Source organism: Micromonospora sp. NPDC005254, assembly GCF_042872525.1.
Classification (GTDB): domain Bacteria; phylum Actinomycetota; class Actinomycetes; order Mycobacteriales; family Micromonosporaceae; genus Micromonospora.
Map to the genome: position 1 here is coordinate 500989 of NZ_JBIAKM010000004.1, position 17637 is coordinate 518625.

Sequence of the window (17637 nt, forward strand, 5' to 3'; positions counted from 1 at the left end):
CGATCGGCGTTACCTACTAGCGCGTCTCGACGGCCGTTCCGTCCACGGACGGGCTCTTGCCCGCGGGGGTGCCGTTGCCGCTGGGCGTGGACGCCGAGCCCAGCCGCGCCAGCAGGCCGGCCAGGTCGATGCCGGTCAGGTCGCTGCCGAGCTGCAGTCCCTGGGCGACGTTGCCGGCCACCGACTTCGTCAGCGACGACGCGCCGTCGGTGGAGATGACGGTCATCTTGTCGATCGCCCCGATCGGAGCGCTCGCCGCCTCGACCACCTGCGGCAGCACCTTGACCAGGAGGTCCAGCACCGCGGCCTCGCCGTACGCCGCGAACGCCTCGGCCTTGCGGGCCATCGCGTCGGCCTCGGCCTGGCCTCGGGCCAGGATGGCCGCCGCCTCGGCCGTACCCTCCCGCTCGACCGCCTCGGCGATCGCTGAGCGCCGCCGCTGCTCGGCCTCACCCTCCTTGGCGCCCTCGATCGCGTTCGCCTCGGCCAGCGCGGCCCGCCGGGCCCGCTCGCCCTCACCGGTGAGCCGTGCCTGCTCGGCGGATGCCTGCGCGGCGGCGATGACCGCCTGTCGCTGCGCGTCGGCGCTCAGCACCGCAGCGTTGCGGGCCGCCTCGGCCTCCTGCTCCACCTTGTACCGGGCGGCGTCGGCCGGCTTGCGCACCTCGGTGTCCAGCTGACGCTGCTTGAGCTCGGCGTTGCGCTCCGCCACCTTCTGCTGCTCGGAGAGGATCGCCTGGTCCCGCTCCGCCTGGGCGAGCGGCCCGGCCGCGGCCGACTTGGCCTTGGCCGCGTCGATCTCCGCCTGGATGCCGGCCTGCTTGAGGGCCAGGTTCCGGTTCGCCTCGGCGATGGCCTCCTCGGCGAGCAGTCGCTCCTGCTCGGCCTGCTGCCGGGCCCGCGCCTCGGCGATCGCCGCGTCCTTGAGCACCCGGGCCGCCTCGGGTCGCCCCAGATCCTGCAGGTACGAGCCCTCGGCGAGGATGTCCTGGAGTTGGAAGGTGTCGAGCACCAGACCCTGGTTGGTCATCGAGTGCTCGGCCTCCTCGGCCACGGCGCTGGCGAAGGCCGCCCGGTCCCGGATGACCTCCTCGACGGTGAGCCGGCCGACGATCGAACGCAGTGCGCCGGCCAGCACCTCCCGGGTGAAGTTGTCGATCTCGTCCTGCTGGTGCAGGAACCGCTGGGCGGCCGCGCGGATCGCGTCCTCGGTGCCGCCGACCTTGACGATCGCCACGCCGTGCAGGTCGGCGCGGATGCCCTGCTTGCTGACCGCGCCCCGGATGCCGACGTCGATCCGCCGGCTGGACAGGTCGAGCGACTGGAGCTTCTGCACCACCGGGAGCACGAAGACCGAGGCGCCCAGCACCACCTTCTGCCCGGAATTGTCGGTCGACCGGGCACCGTCGGCGGTCTGCGTGGTGCGGCCCTTACGGCCGGTGACGATGAACGCCTCGTTCGGCCCGGCCACCTTGATCCGGGACAGAACGAAGAACACCAGGACGAGCGCGAGGAGAACCGCGCCGCCGACAGCTATCAACAGGGGCATGGAGGGGAAGTCCCGTCTGCGAGGAGGAAATCAGTAGGTTTCGACGTGCACGCTGGTCTCGCTGAGCGCCTGTACGACGAAGATCTGAGCGCCGACCGGGATCGGCTGGTCGGCGCGGGCGTTGAGCTTGACCGGCTGGCCGGCCACGCGTACCCGCACCTCGCCGTACCCGTTTACCGGCACCGGGGTCACCACCAGGCCGAGCGCGCCGACCATGTCGTCGCGGGTGGGGGTGGGGTCGGTGCGCATGTTGCGCGCCGCCCGACTGAGCCGCGACGCCAACCACGCCGTGGGCACGGCCGCGAGCAGGCCGCCGGCCGCCGCACCCGCGATCAGCGCGGGGGTACGCGCGCCGAGCAGCTCGTTGACGATCGCCCCGCCGAACCCGAACGCGCCGGCGAACCCGGCGACCGTCTCGGTGGAGATCGGCCCGTCCACGTCGGCGTGCCCGAAGTGCAGCAGCTCGCTGCCGAGCAGGGCGAGTGCCAGCACCCCGACACCCGCCGCACCGATGATCAGAAAGATGAGCGTCCCCGTGGCCACGACCCGCACGGTATCGACGTGGTGCAAGGTTCAACAGTCACCAAGGCGCGATGATGAGCTACCGATGCGGGTCGCTGCCGCCGCGGTCCGGCGGCTGATGAGTGGCTTTCGGCTCGACGCTGGTAGCCGGGCCGGCGAAGGGGTCCGCGACAGGGACAATGGGTTGATGCGCTGGACCGTGCTCGACTCACCGATCGGCGAGTTTTCCGTGGCCACCGACGGCACGGGTGTCCGCGGAGCCCACTTCGGCCGAGTCGAGGGGGCGGCCGACGAGCCCGACGACCCGCTGTCCTGGCAGACCGTCGCCGAACTGCGGGCGTACTTCGCCGGTGAGCTGAGCGCGTTCACCGTGCCCGTGTCGCCTCCGCCCGGCTCCGAGTTCGAGCGGGCGGTGTGGCGGGAGATGACGCGCATCCCGTACGGCGAGACGTTGACCTACGGCGAGGTGGCGCGGCTGGTCGGGGATCCCGGGGCGGCGCGGGCGGTGGGGGTGGCCTGCAACCGCAACCCGATCCCGGTGATCGTGCCCTGTCACCGGATCGTCGGCGCGGGCGGCAAGCTGGTCGGCTTCGGCGGGGGCCTGCCGCGCAAGGTCAAGCTGTTGGAGCTGGAGGCGAGCGTCGCGCTGCGGCACGCCTGGTCCTGAGCCCGTATGTGACGGTGGGCGGAACGCGGCGAGGGCCGGGTCCCTGACGGACCCGGCCCTCGGCCGTGCTGATGCTCAGCGGGTCAGCGCTCGACCTCGCCAGCGATGAACTCCTCCACGGCCTGGTGGGCGTCGTGGTCGGCGTACTGCACCGGCGGGGACTTCATGAAGTACGACGAGGCCGACAGGATCGGGCCGCCGATCTTGCGGTCCAGGGCGATCTTCGCGGCGCGGACCGCGTCGATGATGACGCCGGCCGAGTTCGGAGAATCCCACACCTCGAGCTTGAGCTCGGCGTTGAGCGGGGTGTCGCCGAACGAGCGGCCCTCCAGGCGGATGTACGCCCACTTGCGGTCGTCCAGCCACGGCACGTGGTCCGACGGGCCGATGTGCACGTCGCTCTTGCTCATCTCGTGCGGGATCTGCGAGGTGACCGACTGGGTCTTCGAGATCTTCTTCGAGACCAGGCGGGTGCGCTCCAGCATGTTCATGAAGTCCATGTTGCCGCCGAAGTTGAGCTGGTACGTGCGCAGCAGCTCGACGCCGCGGTCCTCGAAGAGCTTCGCGAGGGCGCGGTGCACGATGGTGGCGCCGACCTGGCTCTTGATGTCGTCACCGACGATCGGCAGGCCCGCGTCGGTGAACTTCTGGGCCCACTCCGGGTCGGAGGCGATGAAGACCGGCAGGGCGTTGACGAACGCGCAGCCGGCGTCGATCGCGGCCTGGGCGTAGAACTTGGCGGCCTGCTCGGAGCCGACCGGGAGGTAGCAGACGACGACGTCGACCTGCGCGTCGCGCAGCGCCTGCGTCACGTCGACGGGGGCGGCGTCGGACTCCTCGATGATCTCGCGGTAGTACTGGCCCAGACCGTCGAAGGTCGGACCGCGCTGCACGGACACGCCGGTCGGCGGCACGTCGCAGAGCTTGATGGTGTTGTTCTCGCTGGCGACGATCGCCTCCGCGAGGTCCATGCCCACCTTCTTGGCGTCCACGTCGAATGCCGCGACGAACTCCACGGCGTTGACGTGGTAGTCGCCGAAGGCGACATGCATGAGACCCGGGACGCGGTCGTTCGGGTCGGCGTTCCGGTAGTACTCGACGCCCTGAACCAGGGACGAGGCGCAGTTACCCACACCGACGATGGCGACGCGGACGGAGCCCATAGCGTCTGCCTCCTTCTTTTCTGTCACGGCCGCTCTTTCCTGGTCTCTCCAGGTGGAGGCGGGCTGTTGTCTTCTCGTCGGCCACCGGCCGTCCCGTGCGGGACCGTCGGGGCTCGGCCGGAGCGCTCGTTGGCGATGAGCTCCTCCAGCCAGCGGACCTCACGCTCACAGGCGTCCAGGCCGTGGCGCTGCAGTTCCAGGGTGTAAGCGTCGAGGCGCTCGGCCGCCCGGCCCAGCACGTCGCGAAGCCCTTCGCGACGTTCCTCGATCTTGCGGCGGCGACCCTCCAGAATGCGGAGGCGGGTCGCCTGGTCGGTCCGGGCGAAGAACGCGAAGTGCACACCGAAACCCGTGTCGTCGTAGGTCTCGGGCCCAGCCTGTGCGATCAGCTGGGCGAAGCGTTCCTTGCCCTCCGCGGTGATTTTGTAGACCACCCGACCACGTCGGCTGGTCAGCGCGGGAACCTCCTCGGCGGTGGCGGGCGTCTCGGCAGCTTCGGTGATCCATCCCGCCGCCTGCAACCTGCGCAGGGTCGGGTAGAGCGAGCCGTAGCTGATCGCCGCCCGGATCGCGCCGAGTTTGGCGGTCAGCTCCTTGCGCAGCTCATAGCCGTGCATCGGAGACTCCTGCAGGAGGCCGAGGATGGCGAATTCGAGCACGAGCCACCCTCTCTTTACCCTCCGGCGCGGAGCGGTAACCGCCGCGATGTATCGGACCGATACATCGCACGTTAGCGGGTCGCGTGGGCCAGGGCAAACCCGGTTCCGGGGTCCCGCCGTCACGGATCGTGACCGTGGTCGCCTCGTCGGGCCGGACCGCGTACCCTTCTCCGCATGCGTACGCAGCGCCAGGTCGTCGACTACTCGCTACAGAAGCGAGCGGTGCTGCGTGAGCTCCTGGCCGGCCGGGTCGGCACGTACGACGTCTGCGACGCCTCGCCGTACCTGAAGAACGCTGCCCGGTTTCACGGTGAACCGACCGACCGCCGCTGCCCCATCTGTCGCAGCGAGAACCTGACCCTCGTCCACTACATTTACGGGGACGAACTCAAGCAGTCCGCCGGACAGGCCCGCACACTGGCCGAGTTGCCCGTGCTGGCGATGACGCTACGTGAGTTCCAGGTCTTCGTGGTGGAGGTGTGCCTCGGCTGTGACTGGAACCATCTCGTCGAGCAGTACCTGCTCGGCCGGGACGGTCTCACGGGTGACGGCGACGGTGCTGGCGCTGGCGAACAGAACGCGGCGGGCGCCGAAGGCGCGGGTCGGCGGAGGCGAGAGGCGCAACGGTGATCTCAGTTGGTTCGACCGGCCCCGGGGCTGTGGACATGACCCGGGACGGCCGACCAATCGTTGGTCCGATTGGCCCGATTGATACAGCAATGACCTTGGCGAGCCGGCACCCCCGTGCCGGCGTCCCGGGTGAAGCAACTCACGGCAACCCGGTGGCGGCGCAGTCGCGCTCCACCGCGACCGGCAGGGTGTGAAGAATGAACTCGTACGGCGATCCCAGTTCTGCGCGTGGGCGGGCCCAGTACCCGGGCCCGAACGGCGACCCCGGACCGGGCGCGGACGACGCGTACCGCCGACCCGGCGGTGACTCCCGCGCGGGCGGCTGGTCCGCCTCGGAGCCTGCGGCGCCCCCCGGCCGTGCCTCGGTGACACCGCCGGCAGCGGGCGGTCGCGCGTCGGTGGGCGGTTCGGCTGCCGTGCCGCCGCGCGGCGGTGCCGCGGCCGGGTCCGCATCGGTGGGCTCGGCCACGCCGGGCCGGAGCGGCCGTGCCTCGGTGCCCGTGTCGCCGGAGCCGGGTGTGGCCGCGGGCCGTGCCGGCGCGGGCCGGGCCTCTGTTCCGGTGTCCCCGGCGCCGGGCGCGCCCGCAGGTCGGGCGCGGGTCGGCACCGCCGCCGTCGGCGCCGCCTCGGCGGGCCGGGCCAGCGTCGGTTCCGCGTCGGTGGGTGGCCGTGCCGCGGTGGCCCGGGCGAGCGTCTCGCCGGTCTCCGGCGGACCGGGCGGCCCCGGAGGCCCCGGCGGACCGAACGGTCCGGGTCGCGGTGGCCGGGGCGGTCGCGGCGCGGGTGACCCGGCGGGGGCGGCTCGGGCCAAGAAGCGCAAGCGGATGAACCTGCTGATCGCCGGGTTCGCCGTCTTCATCATGCTCGCTGGCGTCGGTGTGGTCGGGTTCACCTACTACTCGACGAACGTCGTCATGCCCAACGAGTTGCCGCTGCCGCTGTCCACCACCGTGTACGCCAAGGACGGCAAGACCACGCTCGCCAAGCTGGGCAGCGAGAACCGCACCTTCGTCACCATCAACCAGATTCCGGAGCACGTGCAGCACGCGGTGGCGGCAGCCGAGGACCGGAACTTCTACCGGCACTCGGGCGTCGACTACAAGGGCATCGTCCGGGCCGCGTGGAACAACGTCTCCAACGGTGACAAGCAGGGCGCCTCGACGATCACGCAGCAGTACGCCCGCAACGCGTTCGAGAATCTCCAGGATGACACGTACGGCCGCAAGGTGAAGGAGGCCATCCTCGCCTCCAAGCTGAACGACGCGTACAGCAAGCCGGAGATCATGCAGCACTACCTCAACGTCATCTACTTCGGACGCGGCGCGTACGGCATCGAGGCGGCGGCACAGACGTACTTCGGCAAGTCGGCGATCAAGCTGACCCCCGCCGAGGGCGCGGTCCTGGCTGCATTGATCAAGCAGCCGGTCGCGACCGACACCCACAAGGGTTACGACCCGGCGGTCAACCCGACCGACGCCAAGACCCGGTGGGACTACGTGATCGACGGGATGAAGAAGGAGAAGTGGCTGGACCCCGCCACCCCGATCGAATACCCGAAGGTGCTGCCACCGAAGAAGGGCGGCAACGGCTTCGGCGTCGACACCCCCCGGGGCAACGTCATCAACTACGTCCGTCAGGAGATGGACGCGATGGGCCTCTGCTCCGACACCGGCGCGGAGGGCAAGACGAGCTGTGTCGACGCGCTGCGGGACGGCGGCTACCGGATCACCACGACCATCGATCCGAAGCTCCAGACGGCCGCCGAGAACGTCGCCATGCAGTCGAAGAAGGGCTCGGAGCTCAACGACCAGCCCAAGAACTTGATGGCGGCGGTGGTCTCGATCGACCCCAAGAAGGGCCGCGTACTCGCGTACTACGGCGGTGACAGCGGTGCCGACTTCGACTACGCCGGCAAGAATATCGACAAGAACGGCGACCTGACTGGTGGTCACCCGCCGGGCTCCTCGATGAAGGTCTACACCCTCGCCGCCGCGATCGAGGCCGGCATCTCCGTCAAGTCGCACTGGGACCCCACGCCGTACAAGCCCGAGGGTTCCAAGGACCCGATCGGTAACGCCGGCCGGACCAACCTCAAGTGCGGCAAGTACTGCACCCTCGAAGAGTCGACGGTCCAGTCGTACAACGTGCCCTTCTACTGGGTCGCCGACACCATCGGCGCCGACAAGGTCGTCGACATGGCCCGGAAGGCCGGCGTGACCACCATGTGGGACGTCAACCCACCGCGGGCCTACGACCTGTCGAAGAAGGAGAAGAACCCGTTCGACAACTACACCGGTTTCGGCAAGTACCCGCTCACCGTGTTCGACCACGCGAACGCGATGGCGACGTTCGCCAACGACGGCAAGTACATCAAGGCGCACTTCGTCATCAAGGTGGAGCAGCAGGACAAGGACACCGGTAAGTGGAAGGTCGTCGGCAGCGAGCGCATCAAGCCTGAGCAGCGGATCGACAAGAAAATCACCGATGAGGTGACCGGCGTCCTCAAGCAGATTCCCGCCCCCAACCATCTCTCGCTCGAAGACGGCCGTCAGGCCGCCGCCAAGACGGGCACCTGGGAGTACGACGACAAGGACAACGCCCACGCGTGGACGGTCGGGTACACCCCGCAGATTGCCACCGCCGTCTGGGTGGGTAGCCGGGACCCGAAGAAGCCGCAGATCCGTCTCGCCAATGGCAAGGACATCGGTGGCTCGACGCTGCCCGGTCCTATCTGGGAGAAGTACATGAACACCGCGCTCAAGGGCCAGGAGGAGATTCCCCTGCCCACCGTCACCGGCGAGGGCGACGTCACGAAGGGCAACGGCAAGGAGGCGCCACCGCCGCCGCCGACCGTTCCGGGTCAGCCCGGCGGCCAGCCCGGTGGGCCGGGGGCACCCTGTGACCCGCTGACCAACCCGTTCTGCCCACGTACCGACGGCAACCCCGGCGGCAACGGCCCCGGCGGCCCTGGCGGCCCCGGGAACGGCGGAAACGGCGGTGGTCTGCTGCCCGGCCTGCCACCGACCACACGGGACTGACCCGCACCACGCATGACGCCGCCGCCGGCCGGACGACTCGTCCGGCCGGCGGCGGCGTTTTGCTTTGCTCACCGTCCTGAGTAGGACGTTGATGATGACTATCCAGAACTGATGAGTGGTCGATGGGGCCGCGATGACGGCGGATGCCAGGCTGCCGTTGTCCCCTTCACCTGATCAGGAGAATCATGAAGCGACTGTTGTTCCTCCCTGGCCTCGCCTCGGCTCTCGCCCTGAGCTTCCTCGCCGGTCCCACCCCGGCCCAGGCCGCGCCGGCCCAGCCCGCGTCCGTATCCGACGTCGAGGCGGTGATCGCGGCGGGGCAGGGCACCCGGATCGACGCGGCGACGCTCGCCACGAGCGGCTGCGGATCGTCGTGCGACGGGAAGGATCCCTACTTCAAGATCTACTACAACGGCTCGAGCTACTACAAGTGCGCTGACGACGCGATCACCCAGTACAGCGTCTCGAACTCCTCCGGCAGCGTCAGCCTGCGCTACAGCCCTCGTTGTCGTACGGCTTGGGCGAAGACCGCCGCGAGCGACGTGATCTTCAAGGTGGTCAGCCGCTACACCAATGGCACGCAGCGGACGTCGATGAGCGCCTTCTACCCGTCCGAATACACGAACATGGTCAATGACGCAGGGCTGGAGGCGCAGGCCTGTTTCGACCCGACCGGCCCGGGTGAAGGCTGGACCTGCACCAGTTGGTGGTGAGTCGAGCAGATGTCCACTTGGAGGGGAACGCGCCGACCGGTGCGCTCCCCTCCAAGTGCGGATGTGCGTACAACTCAGTTGTTGAGGAACTCCAAGGCGTTGGTGAGCACCTTCAGAGACTGTGTCGTTTCAGTCAGTGCCCGGCGGAGCGCTTCAACTGCTCGGTCGGACTGAGGCGTCTCGGGATCCGGCGATGCGCCGACCAGGCGAAGGTGCATCTCCTGCACCGAGGCGCCCGGATTGATGCCCAGCTCGGTGGCGAGCCGCATCTTCAACTGGTGTAGCAGCATCAGCGCTTCACCCGTGCGAGACCTTAGATGCAGAGCCTCGGCGAGCCGGCAGTGCAGACCCTCGTGGTAGGGGTAGCGCTGGACCCAGGTGCGGAGATCGGCGGTGACGGCGCTGTGTCGGCCGCAGCTGAACTCCAGCTCCACCAACGTCTCGATGGCCCTGAGTCTGGATTCCTCCCAACGGAGAGCGTCTGCGCTCAAGGCGGGCGAATCGATGCCCTCCAAGGCGGAGCCCCGCCAGAGGCCGAGGGCCGCGTTGAGGTGGCTGGCCGCGCGATCGAATTGCCCGAGTCGCTGAGCGTACTCGGCTTCGGCGCAGAGCTTGCGGAACGTGAGGCCGTCGACCTGATGCTCGCTCACTTCAAGGGAATAGCCCCGCCCGACCCGGTTGATTTGTGGGTCATGCGTCTGCCCGAAGAGGCGCCGAAGCTTGCCGAGCCGATTCTGAACCTGCTGGCGTGCGGTGCTAGGTGGCTGCTCGCCCCATAAGACATCGATGAGCCGGTCGATCGGTACCGGTTGGTTGGCATCGATCAGAAGAGCGGCGAGAAGTCTGCGATTCCGGTCCCCACCTAGAGGTAGAACCATTAAGCCCGATTTAACGGTTAATGGCCCTAAAAACGAGATTTCCAATTGAGCCCCCGTGTTGCGTTCGGTGCTTTTGCCGTAGCAAGTTGTGACTCAGCATAGTCGGTCCTGGATGTCCGTCAAGCGTCTCTCAAGATCATCTGAGTGGAAGCTCGACGCCTGATATAGGCCTCATGCCCGAATGGCTCGGCGCGGTCCACAGCCCCGTACCGAGGGGATGGATTGCCTGGGTACAGCCATCCGTCCGGTCTTCCCGCAGGGCGCTTTCGTGCTGGCGTCGACGCTGCGGCTAACGGCCGCTCGGCGGCGCGGCACGCGCTGGTCGTCCGGCGCTGCGTCGGGTGACGCCATCAGGTCGATTGGCCGAACTGTGGAGAGCTGGTGACGGCTTGATGGCCGACGGTTGGATCCTCCACTCATTCCATCGACATTGGAGGTACTGCCGTGCTGAAGAGGAATCTCGTCCGACTGGGCGCCACGCTGCTGATCTGCCTGGGGGGTGCCGTCGTCGCCCCGCAAGCCGCGATGTCGGCACCGTCGGCGACTGACAGCTCGGCCACCACGATCAGGGCGCAGGATCTGGACCCCAGCACCGCCACGATGATCCCGGCCGCGGAGCTGGCCAGTGCCGGCTGCGGATCGACGTGCGACGGGAAGAACCCGGCCACCTACAAGATCTACTACAGCGGATGCACGTCGTGCTACCACTACTGCGCGGACGATGCGACGACTGTCGCGTCGAACACCAGCGGCATCAACCTCGAGCTGCGCTACAGTCCCCGCTGCCGCACCGCCTGGGCTCGGGTCGGGTCGGACTTCTACTACCCGACCGTCCGCAGCTACTACTCCGACGGTCGCGTCCGTACGTCGTACAGCGGTTTCGCTGACGCCTACTACACCCAGATGGTGAACGACGCCGGGCTTCTCGCGAGAGCGGAAGCCTCTGCGGGCCCCACCACCTGGTGGACGTCCAAGTACTGATTCTGCCGTTCCATCGCCGTGCGGGGTGCCGCATCGGGCTGCACTTTCGCAGCAGCCCGATGCGGCACTTACCTTATGAGCCGCCGCCGGGAACGAACGCCACGGCGTCGAACCCGATGGTCTTCTCGGTGGGTGCTGACTTGAAAGAGTCGAGCCTCACGCTGGCACCGGAGCGGAGGCTGAAGTTGCCGAGCCACACCCAGCCGCCCTTGTGGTAGTCCTGGTCCACCCGTACCTGACGGGTCCGGCCGTCGCCCGTCTGGACTTCGTAGATCGCGTCATTCACGCGAGCCCCGGTCATGGGGATGTAGGCATAGATTCCGGTCCAACCGGAGTACGACGCCGGCGGTCGCCACGTTCCGATCACCTGGAACTTGACCGACCCGCGTGCTCTGGTGAACCAGTGATGACCCCCAAAGCCGTTGTCCACCTGGTGAAGGTCGATCTTCGCCGTGTACTCGTTCGGCCATCCACTCCCGAACTCGAATTTCACCGACCCGTCATTGCGTGGTCCGACGCCGCCGCAACGCGGCATGCTGGTTCCGGATAGAACGTAGTCGACCACGATCGCGCCAGACGGCAGCTGACTGGCCGTGCACCGTGGTGGATTGTGCGTGCCATCTGCCGGCTCGGAGTAGTTGTCCGGTACGTCGTAGCGAATGCCCTCGTAACCGCAGGTCTCCTCGCAATCGCTCTTCCAGGTCACGGGTTTGTGGTACCAGCACTTCAGGTCATACTGGCCAGCGCTGTTCTTGTGTAGGCAGGGCCCCGGCTTCTCGCCCTCCAAACCCGGCTCGTTCGGTTGCACCCGCTGGAGCTGGTCACAATTGTTGGTGGAATCGCAGAACGTCCAGATCTGTGGCTTGGCCTCAGAGCGCCGCAGCCGCGCCTCGATCGGTTCGCCGTTCCAGTACGCCGTGCGAAAACCAACCCCGTCGTCGCCGGTATCGATCGACTGAGCAGCCCATCCGATGACCTTCTCCTGGTAGGGCCAGTCCTGTGGATGTGCCGCGTCGCTGAACACCGGCACGTTGTCGTCTGGGTCGAGCGGGTTCCGCACGTCCAGGAACGGGTGTCGCGTCGGGTCGTACCGCGGGTTGATGGGGTTGTTCCCCCAACCCACTCCCCAGGGTGAGCCATCACCCTTGTCCGGGTAGAAACCACTGTTGTACGCCCAGGCAGCGAAGAACCAGTTCTCGATCCGGGTCGGGTCGGCGTTGTTGATCCTCAGTCCTGCGTTGTACGTCTGGTTCCACTTGTCCTGCAGGATCTGCAAGCCCGCGGAAATGTTCGCCGCGTAGTCGAGTGCAATTGCCCGCTGGTGGGTGGCCGGTCTGGCGGTCTCGCCCGGCTTCTCCTTTCCGGCCTTGCGCATACCGTCGGTCACCTGGCTGACGCCGTAGCCGCAGTCGGCCTCGTCCCAGTGGATCCGCCAGTCATCGCTGGTGTCGGAGTCGTAGTAGCGGCGGCCGTAGTAGTTGCCGATCAGCGGGTTGCCATACTCGCCGGACTCCGTCTGGGATGCCTGCCACAGGTTGGATTCCTGAGCCAGGATGCCGAGCATGACCTGGGCAGCAACATGGCCGCCGCCGGCAAGCGCCCGGGGCGGGAACATCCCCTGGGGCGAGTAGGCCGGCAGGCCGAAGCCCCGGTAGTTGGCGGGACGGCTCTGGGTCAACGCCCCGAAGATGCCGTAGTCGACGGCCCACTCGATCTGACGAGGGCGCGGATGGTAGGCGAGTGTGGCGATGTCGTTGCGCGGCACGGAACACCACGGGTCCGGGTCCTGTGGCGTGTACGGCTCCAGCACGTCATCGGCCGCGCTGGGCCCCATCGATCTGCCACTCGACGACGGTCGGGACGCGCCGATGGCCGGACTGTCCGACGTGGGGGCCGTCTCCACAGGGTTCACCTGAAAGGCGACCTCACGGCCGGACTTCATGACGCGGGCACCCAGCCGGAGAGGTGCCGGGGTGCCGACTGACACTGTCGACCCGGGCAGGCTCTCCTCCGCCGTCATCGTCCGCTCGAAGGCCAGGTCACCGTTTGTGGAGATCTCTGCCTGAACTGGCACGCTCAGTCGGCGCACCGCCGCTGGTAGCGGTTTCACCGTCTTCGGAGTGCCCGTCAGGAATACCCGACCGCTGTCGCCGCGCTCCAGGCCGAATGTGCCGATCGGACCCTCGGCGAGAGTGGTGACCCTGCTGTCGATCTGCCGACGTGCTCGCATGGCGGTTCCATCCGCCTCCAGGAAGTTGAGCCCGCCGTCTTTGTCTGCTCGGATCGCGAACGGCACGCCTCGGCTCTTCGTCACCATCCGCACCCGGCCCGCAGTGTCGACTGCGGCGAGCCTGTCGCTCAGTCCGCCGACGAAGCCGTCCCGCGTCGACACCGCCGAGGTGAACTGGCCGTTGATCTTGACCTTGGACCCCAGCGTGCCGCGTTCGGCGTCAAGCCGCAGCAGTTGGGTGCCGGGCAACCCTTCGTCGCCCTCTTGCGTCAGTGCAGCCGACTCACCCGCACCGCAGCCCGGATTGAAATACGCGAGGCTCGTCGTGACCGGAAGTTTGGTGACCTTTCCGGTCTGCAGATCGACGACAGCTGTGAAACCGCCCCGCCCGCTCAACTCGGTCTTGTTGGTGAAGCTGCGTGGGGCGTAGACGACGACCGCGCGGCGCCCGGACGACGTGACGCAGGCATTGCCGATCCACCGGTCGGTGTCGAAGCCACCCTCACGCAGCGTCGCAACGGTACGCCACGCATAGCCGTCGGCGGCATCCGCCACCAGCACATGAAGGCCCTCGGCGTCGCCCGCCGTGGTCCATGCCCGGTCCGTTGAAGTGCGCCACGACGCGCCCAGCAACTTGTCCCGATCGGCGCTGGGAACCGCTTCGGCCGGCACACCGGCTCCGGCCTTCGGTTCTGTCTCCGGTCGGGCCTGTGCCGCCGGAACCTGCACCAGAGTGAGGCCCACCGCACCCGCAGTCATCAGCGCCAACCGCAGGGAGGTCCCCCTCCTGATGGGGTCAACTGTCATGCCAGTCTCCTTCATCGTCGGTCGTTGCGGACGGTCAGTTCGGTCATGTTGGGGTACGCAGCCGCAATCTTGTCGACACCCACCATGTCGTAGTTGAATGGGTTCTCGTCACGCCCACTGTGAATCCGCACGATGATCCCCTTGATCAGAATTCCGGACTCGGGTCCTTCCCTGGGTATGGTGTAGACGGCTCCACCCATGTCTCCATCGCCGAACGCGATGGAGCTGCACCCGATCGAATCGAAATCCTTGTAGAACGGGAAACCATTACATGGGCTTCCATCTTTCAGGATGTACGTGCGGCGATCAGGCCACAGGGTGCCGGGCTCGTTGATGTCGGCCTTGATCACCGATACACCCCTGGTCTCCTCCAGTTCTCCCTGGTAACTCTCAATCCATACGGTGTTGCTGCCGACGAACTCGGTCATCTCCACCCCGCAGAAGGTGCCGGTTTCGGCGCCCGAAACACAAACCTGTTGGCCGGCGATCGGCGACTCCCAGGCATCGATCTGCCAACCGTCCTGCGTCCAGCCGGTGCCGTCATAAACAGCCGGATCGGCACCACCCTTCGGCTTGGTCAAGGTGACGCCGCGGATTGGCTTATGCCAGGCTGCGTTGACGCCCGCCGTCTCGTTCACCACGTCCCCGCTGGGGTCGACGTAGGTCTGACCGGGAGTACCACAACTCGCCGGGCCGACCATCAGTTCGGTGTTCGTGGCGTCGTCCAGAATCGGGACGCCTGAGGTGCAGTGCCATTTCGTGTCGGCATCGACAACCTCGCCGGAATCAAGTCGAACACTCCAACCGCCATTGCCGCGGTTAGTGCTCGAGTTGATGATGTGTGCGCCTCCCCATGCCGGCGTCGTGTCATCCTGGCGGCTCGGACTGGGCCAGGTGACTGCGGCGGCAGCAACTCCAGCAGAGGTGCTGCGGCCATCTGACGTTCCGGTCCTCCCGCCGAGCGCGGGCAGATCCGGCTCGCGCCGCACCGTGACCGGCACGCCGACGTCCGGCAGCTGGAGAGAAGATTTGGCACCGCTCGACAGGGTGGCCGTAATTCCGTCGCCCCGCACGGTGTAGGCGACAGACCGTATCGACCGGTTGCCGCTGGCCCTGATCTTCTCGGCAGCTCGAGCGAGTTCGTGGGCCGCGTAGCGGGCGGGCTCCACCTTCACCGGAACGCGCGCACCCTCCTGATCAAGCACGCGGCGCACGTCCGCCGGGACTTTGCCCCTCCAATAGACAGTCACTGTTCCTTGCCGAAGCGCCACTCCCGCGAAGCCTGACTGCCTCGCCTCGCCGGCAGTGCGGATACGTACCGCCGCTGCGGCCAGCGGTGCCTCGGCGGCCATCCGCGCGCGTTGTGCCGGCGTCGCGCCCTGGGTGTCAGCCGAGAACAGCTTGTCCGCGGCCGCAGGCGTCCGTGACGCCCTGCCCGGCTTGTCGGTACTTCCCGCTGCCTCCGCTGACACTGGCAGTACGGCGAGTGCTGCACTGGCCACGCCGGCGGTGACCAGCCACCCCATGGTTCTTACCGAACCCTTCAATCCGATCCCCTCACCGTGATGACGGGCTCGCAGGGCTCAAACGAGTCGATGCTGTGGCCCGATTGGCGCGAAGTCTGTCCGGCTGTCTCATCAATCGATCACAGCTCGGACAGTCCGAGCGCGGGGAGCAGGTCAGGGTGCGGGCGGCGGCCGGCGGGTCTCGGGCCCTGATCACGCTGGGTTGCCACCTGAATGGACGGCTCGGGACACATGACGTACTACTGCGAGTACGGCAGGATGCCTCTCTATGAGCACCCAGTCGACGCCCGGCATCGACGACGCCGGAACCACCGACCACCCGTCCCGCTCCGATGGGTTCGTCCGCGGCCTCTCCGGCGCGATCGGCGGTCCGCTGGGCGACCACGCGACGGCCCTGGATCGGCCGGCCGGGCAGGAACGCCGGTTCTGGACCGCCGTCCGGATCGTCCTGGCGCTTGCCTGCCTCACGCTCGCGCTGCACTGGGTGCAGAAATCCCCGTGCCAGGACGGCGCCTGGCAGAAGAACGTCCAGTACACCCGGTTCTGCTACACGGACGTGCTCGCCCTCTACTACGCAGAGGGTCTCAACGAGGGCAAGGTGCCCTACCGGGACCACCCGGTGGAATACCCGGTGCTGACCGGCTACTTCATGGGGGCGCTGGGTCTGCCGGTGCACGCCATCGGCGACGGCGACCCGAGCATTAACCAGGGTCAGTGGTTCTACAACCTCAACGCGCTCGTGCTCGGTGCGCTCGCCGTGGCCACCGTGGCGGTGATCCTGGCGTTGCGCCGCCGACGACCCTGGGACGCCGCGTTGTTCGCGCTCGCCCCGGCGCTGGTGCTCACCGCCACCGTCAACTGGGACCTGCTCGCCGTCGGGTTGGCGGCGTTCGGTCTGCTGGCCTGGGCCCGACGACGACCAGCGGTGGCCGGCGTACTGCTGGGCCTGGCCGGCGCGGCGAAACTCTGGCCGCTGTTCCTGCTGGGGCCGATCCTCATCCTGGCGCTGCGGGCCAACCGGCTCCGCGCCGCGCTCACCGCGCTCGGCGCGGCGGTGGTGGCCGTGGTGCTGGTGAACCTGCCCGCCTACCGGGCCAACCCCGACAACTGGGGTCGGTTCTTCGAGCTGAACACCACCCGGCCGATCGACTGGGGGACGCTCTGGTACATCGGGCGCTACCTCGACGGCAAGGTCGGCAACGACCCCGGCCAGCAGGGCCCGTTCGAATGGTTGAACGCCAACATCCCCGCCCTCAACACCATCTCGTACGCCCTGTTCGGGCTGGCCTGCCTCGGCGTGGCCGTGCTGGCGCTGCGGGCGCCGCGCCGGCCGCGGCTCGCCCAGCTCGCCTTCCTGGTGGTCGCCGCGTTCCTCATCTTCAGCAAGGTCTGGTCCCAGCAGTTCGTGCTCTGGATGCTGCCGTTGGTGGTGCTGGCCCGCCCGAAGTGGGGTGCCTTCCTGGCCTGGCAGCTCGCCGAGGTCTGCTACTTCGTCGCCTTCTACGGGGAGCTGCTCGGCGCGGCGACCAGCCGTCCGGTCTTCCCGGAGGGCGTGTTCGTGCTGGCCTCGACGCTGCGGCTGGCGACCGTGGTGACCCTGTGCGTGCTGGTCATCCGGGAGATCCTGCACCCCGAGCAGGACGCGGTACGGACCACCTATGCCGACGACCCGGACGGCGGCGTGCTCGACGGCGCACCCGACGCCGGCTGGATCGACCGCTTCCGCCTACGCTCCAGCACCCCGACGACTGTCACCGAGGGGGACGTGCGGGTCTGACGCTGTGGCTTGTGCGTGCCGTACCGCGCTGGGATGCGGCACCTCCGTTACGTGCCGCCGCCGGGAGCGAATGGCACGGCGTCGGTTCCGACGGTGAGCACCTGCTCGCCTGACCGGAGCCGTACCGGAGGAGCGATCACTTCCGTAGGCCGACCGTCGTGTCCGCCTGGCCGAGTGTCCGGTCGAGGCCGGTGTCACAATCGGTGTCTGACATCGTCACCTCGGGCTCTGCACTCCGGGCGCCGCTGAACCGTACACAGAGCCGCACCGTCACCTCGGCGGGCGCGAGCCCTCCGGCGTTGCCGGTGCCGTCAAAGGCTACGTCCAGCCAGATCCGATCACCCGGCTCAGACCGGCGATCGAAGACGAACCCGTTGCGCTCCCCGCTTTCCACCAACTCGGCGATCGCACCGAGCAGCGCCTCCTGGCGCGGGGCCGACGGGTCGGCCAGCGCGTTCGCCATCGCCTGCCGGGACCGTTCCGCCTTGTCGCGGACC

14 protein-coding genes are annotated in these 17637 nt (G+C 68.0%); 6 read left to right on the forward strand and 8 right to left on the reverse strand.

Translation table 11 applies throughout. The features are described 5' to 3' along the window. Positions 1–16: 16 nt before the first annotated feature. Both ACFYPR_RS15560 and ACFYPR_RS15565 read right to left on the reverse strand, forming a co-directional pair. Positions 17–1549, reverse strand: coding sequence for an SPFH domain-containing protein (locus ACFYPR_RS15560; RefSeq protein WP_354862700.1), 1533 nt, complete (start codon positions 1547–1549; stop codon positions 17–19). Between the two features lie 30 nt (positions 1550–1579). Beyond that, complete coding sequence (locus ACFYPR_RS15565) at positions 1580–2101, reverse strand: hypothetical protein (protein WP_387181457.1); 522 nt, start codon at positions 2099–2101, stop codon at positions 1580–1582. A gap of 157 nt (positions 2102–2258) precedes the next feature. Between ACFYPR_RS15565 and ACFYPR_RS15570 the strand changes: the two genes are divergently transcribed. Beyond that, positions 2259–2738 carry a methylated-DNA--[protein]-cysteine S-methyltransferase gene (locus tag ACFYPR_RS15570; protein ID WP_387180789.1) on the forward strand — a complete coding sequence of 160 codons (480 nt, stop codon included), beginning with the start codon at positions 2259–2261 and terminating at the stop codon, positions 2736–2738. A gap of 83 nt (positions 2739–2821) precedes the next feature. Here ACFYPR_RS15570 and ACFYPR_RS15575 read toward each other — a convergent pair whose 3' ends face one another. After that, complete coding sequence (locus ACFYPR_RS15575) at positions 2822–3901, reverse strand: inositol-3-phosphate synthase (RefSeq protein WP_355133873.1); 1080 nt, start codon at positions 3899–3901, stop codon at positions 2822–2824. 23 nt (positions 3902–3924) lie between these two features. Further along, entirely contained in the window at positions 3925–4560 is a 636-nt protein-coding gene (locus tag ACFYPR_RS15580) for a PadR family transcriptional regulator (RefSeq protein ID WP_354862695.1), read from the reverse strand. 174 nt (positions 4561–4734) lie between these two features. Here ACFYPR_RS15580 and ACFYPR_RS15585 point away from each other — a divergent pair, with 174 nt between their 5' ends. The 3 genes from ACFYPR_RS15585 to ACFYPR_RS15595 all read left to right on the forward strand — a co-directional run bounded on the left by ACFYPR_RS15585 (position 4735) and on the right by ACFYPR_RS15595 (position 8941). After that, the gene (locus ACFYPR_RS15585) at positions 4735–5190 is read left to right on the forward strand and encodes a DUF5318 domain-containing protein (RefSeq protein WP_354862693.1); all 456 of its coding nucleotides are present in this window, start codon (positions 4735–4737) and stop codon (positions 5188–5190) included. Positions 5191–5387: 197 nt separating this feature from the next. Beyond that, positions 5388–8228 (forward strand): transglycosylase domain-containing protein, encoded by a 2841-nt coding sequence (locus tag ACFYPR_RS15590; protein WP_387260493.1) that lies wholly within the window; start codon positions 5388–5390, stop codon positions 8226–8228. 185 nt (positions 8229–8413) lie between these two features. After that, positions 8414–8941, forward strand: coding sequence for a DUF2690 domain-containing protein (locus ACFYPR_RS15595; RefSeq protein WP_354855757.1), 528 nt, complete (start codon positions 8414–8416; stop codon positions 8939–8941). 74 nt (positions 8942–9015) lie between these two features. Here the strand turns inward: ACFYPR_RS15595 and ACFYPR_RS15600 are convergent, their stop codons facing one another. Continuing rightward, the gene (locus tag ACFYPR_RS15600) at positions 9016–9864 is read right to left on the reverse strand and encodes an AfsR/SARP family transcriptional regulator (RefSeq protein WP_354855758.1); all 849 of its coding nucleotides are present in this window, start codon (positions 9862–9864) and stop codon (positions 9016–9018) included. Positions 9865–10263: 399 nt separating this feature from the next. Here ACFYPR_RS15600 and ACFYPR_RS15605 point away from each other — a divergent pair, with 399 nt between their 5' ends. After that, positions 10264–10800 (forward strand): DUF2690 domain-containing protein, encoded by a 537-nt coding sequence (locus tag ACFYPR_RS15605; RefSeq protein ID WP_354855759.1) that lies wholly within the window; start codon positions 10264–10266, stop codon positions 10798–10800. A 73-nt stretch (positions 10801–10873) separates the two neighbouring features. Here ACFYPR_RS15605 and ACFYPR_RS15610 read toward each other — a convergent pair whose 3' ends face one another. Both ACFYPR_RS15610 and ACFYPR_RS15615 read right to left on the reverse strand, forming a co-directional pair. Beyond that, positions 10874–13837, reverse strand: coding sequence for a hypothetical protein (locus ACFYPR_RS15610; RefSeq protein WP_387260497.1), 2964 nt, complete (start codon positions 13835–13837; stop codon positions 10874–10876). Positions 13838–13848: 11 nt separating this feature from the next. Beyond that, positions 13849–15363 (reverse strand): hypothetical protein, encoded by a 1515-nt coding sequence (locus tag ACFYPR_RS15615; protein ID WP_355063368.1) that lies wholly within the window; start codon positions 15361–15363, stop codon positions 13849–13851. Positions 15364–15631: 268 nt separating this feature from the next. Here ACFYPR_RS15615 and ACFYPR_RS15620 point away from each other — a divergent pair, with 268 nt between their 5' ends. After that, positions 15632–17140 carry a glycosyltransferase family 87 protein gene (locus ACFYPR_RS15620; RefSeq protein WP_387260500.1) on the forward strand — a complete coding sequence of 503 codons (1509 nt, stop codon included), beginning with the start codon at positions 15632–15634 and terminating at the stop codon, positions 17138–17140. A gap of 136 nt (positions 17141–17276) precedes the next feature. On the opposite strand, the gene ACFYPR_RS15625 is transcribed toward ACFYPR_RS15620, so the two are convergent. Continuing rightward, positions 17277–17603: a hypothetical protein gene (locus ACFYPR_RS15625; protein ID WP_354855763.1), complete on the reverse strand. Its 327-nt coding sequence runs from the start codon at positions 17601–17603 to the stop codon at positions 17277–17279. Between the last annotated feature and the right edge of the window lie 34 nt (positions 17604–17637).

Excerpts from the sequence above, each read along its gene's own strand:
- ACFYPR_RS15610 (WP_387260497.1), bottom strand. The coding sequence starts at position 13,837 with ATGACAGTTGACCCCATCAGGAGGGGGACCTCCCTGCGGTTGGCGCTG.
- ACFYPR_RS15575 (WP_355133873.1), bottom strand. The coding sequence starts at position 3,901 with ATGGGCTCCGTCCGCGTCGCCATCGTCGGTGTGGGTAACTGCGCCTCG.
- ACFYPR_RS15595 (WP_354855757.1), top strand. The coding sequence starts at position 8,414 with ATGAAGCGACTGTTGTTCCTCCCTGGCCTCGCCTCGGCTCTCGCCCTG.
- ACFYPR_RS15615 (WP_355063368.1), bottom strand. The coding sequence starts at position 15,363 with ATGGGGTGGCTGGTCACCGCCGGCGTGGCCAGTGCAGCACTCGCCGTA.
- ACFYPR_RS15560 (WP_354862700.1), bottom strand. The coding sequence starts at position 1,549 with ATGCCCCTGTTGATAGCTGTCGGCGGCGCGGTTCTCCTCGCGCTCGTC.
- ACFYPR_RS15570 (WP_387180789.1), top strand. The coding sequence starts at position 2,259 with ATGCGCTGGACCGTGCTCGACTCACCGATCGGCGAGTTTTCCGTGGCC.
- ACFYPR_RS15590 (WP_387260493.1), top strand. The coding sequence starts at position 5,388 with ATGAACTCGTACGGCGATCCCAGTTCTGCGCGTGGGCGGGCCCAGTAC.
- ACFYPR_RS15620 (WP_387260500.1), top strand. The coding sequence starts at position 15,632 with ATGAGCACCCAGTCGACGCCCGGCATCGACGACGCCGGAACCACCGAC.
- ACFYPR_RS15625 (WP_354855763.1), bottom strand. The coding sequence starts at position 17,603 with ATGGCGAACGCGCTGGCCGACCCGTCGGCCCCGCGCCAGGAGGCGCTG.
- ACFYPR_RS15585 (WP_354862693.1), top strand. The coding sequence starts at position 4,735 with ATGCGTACGCAGCGCCAGGTCGTCGACTACTCGCTACAGAAGCGAGCG.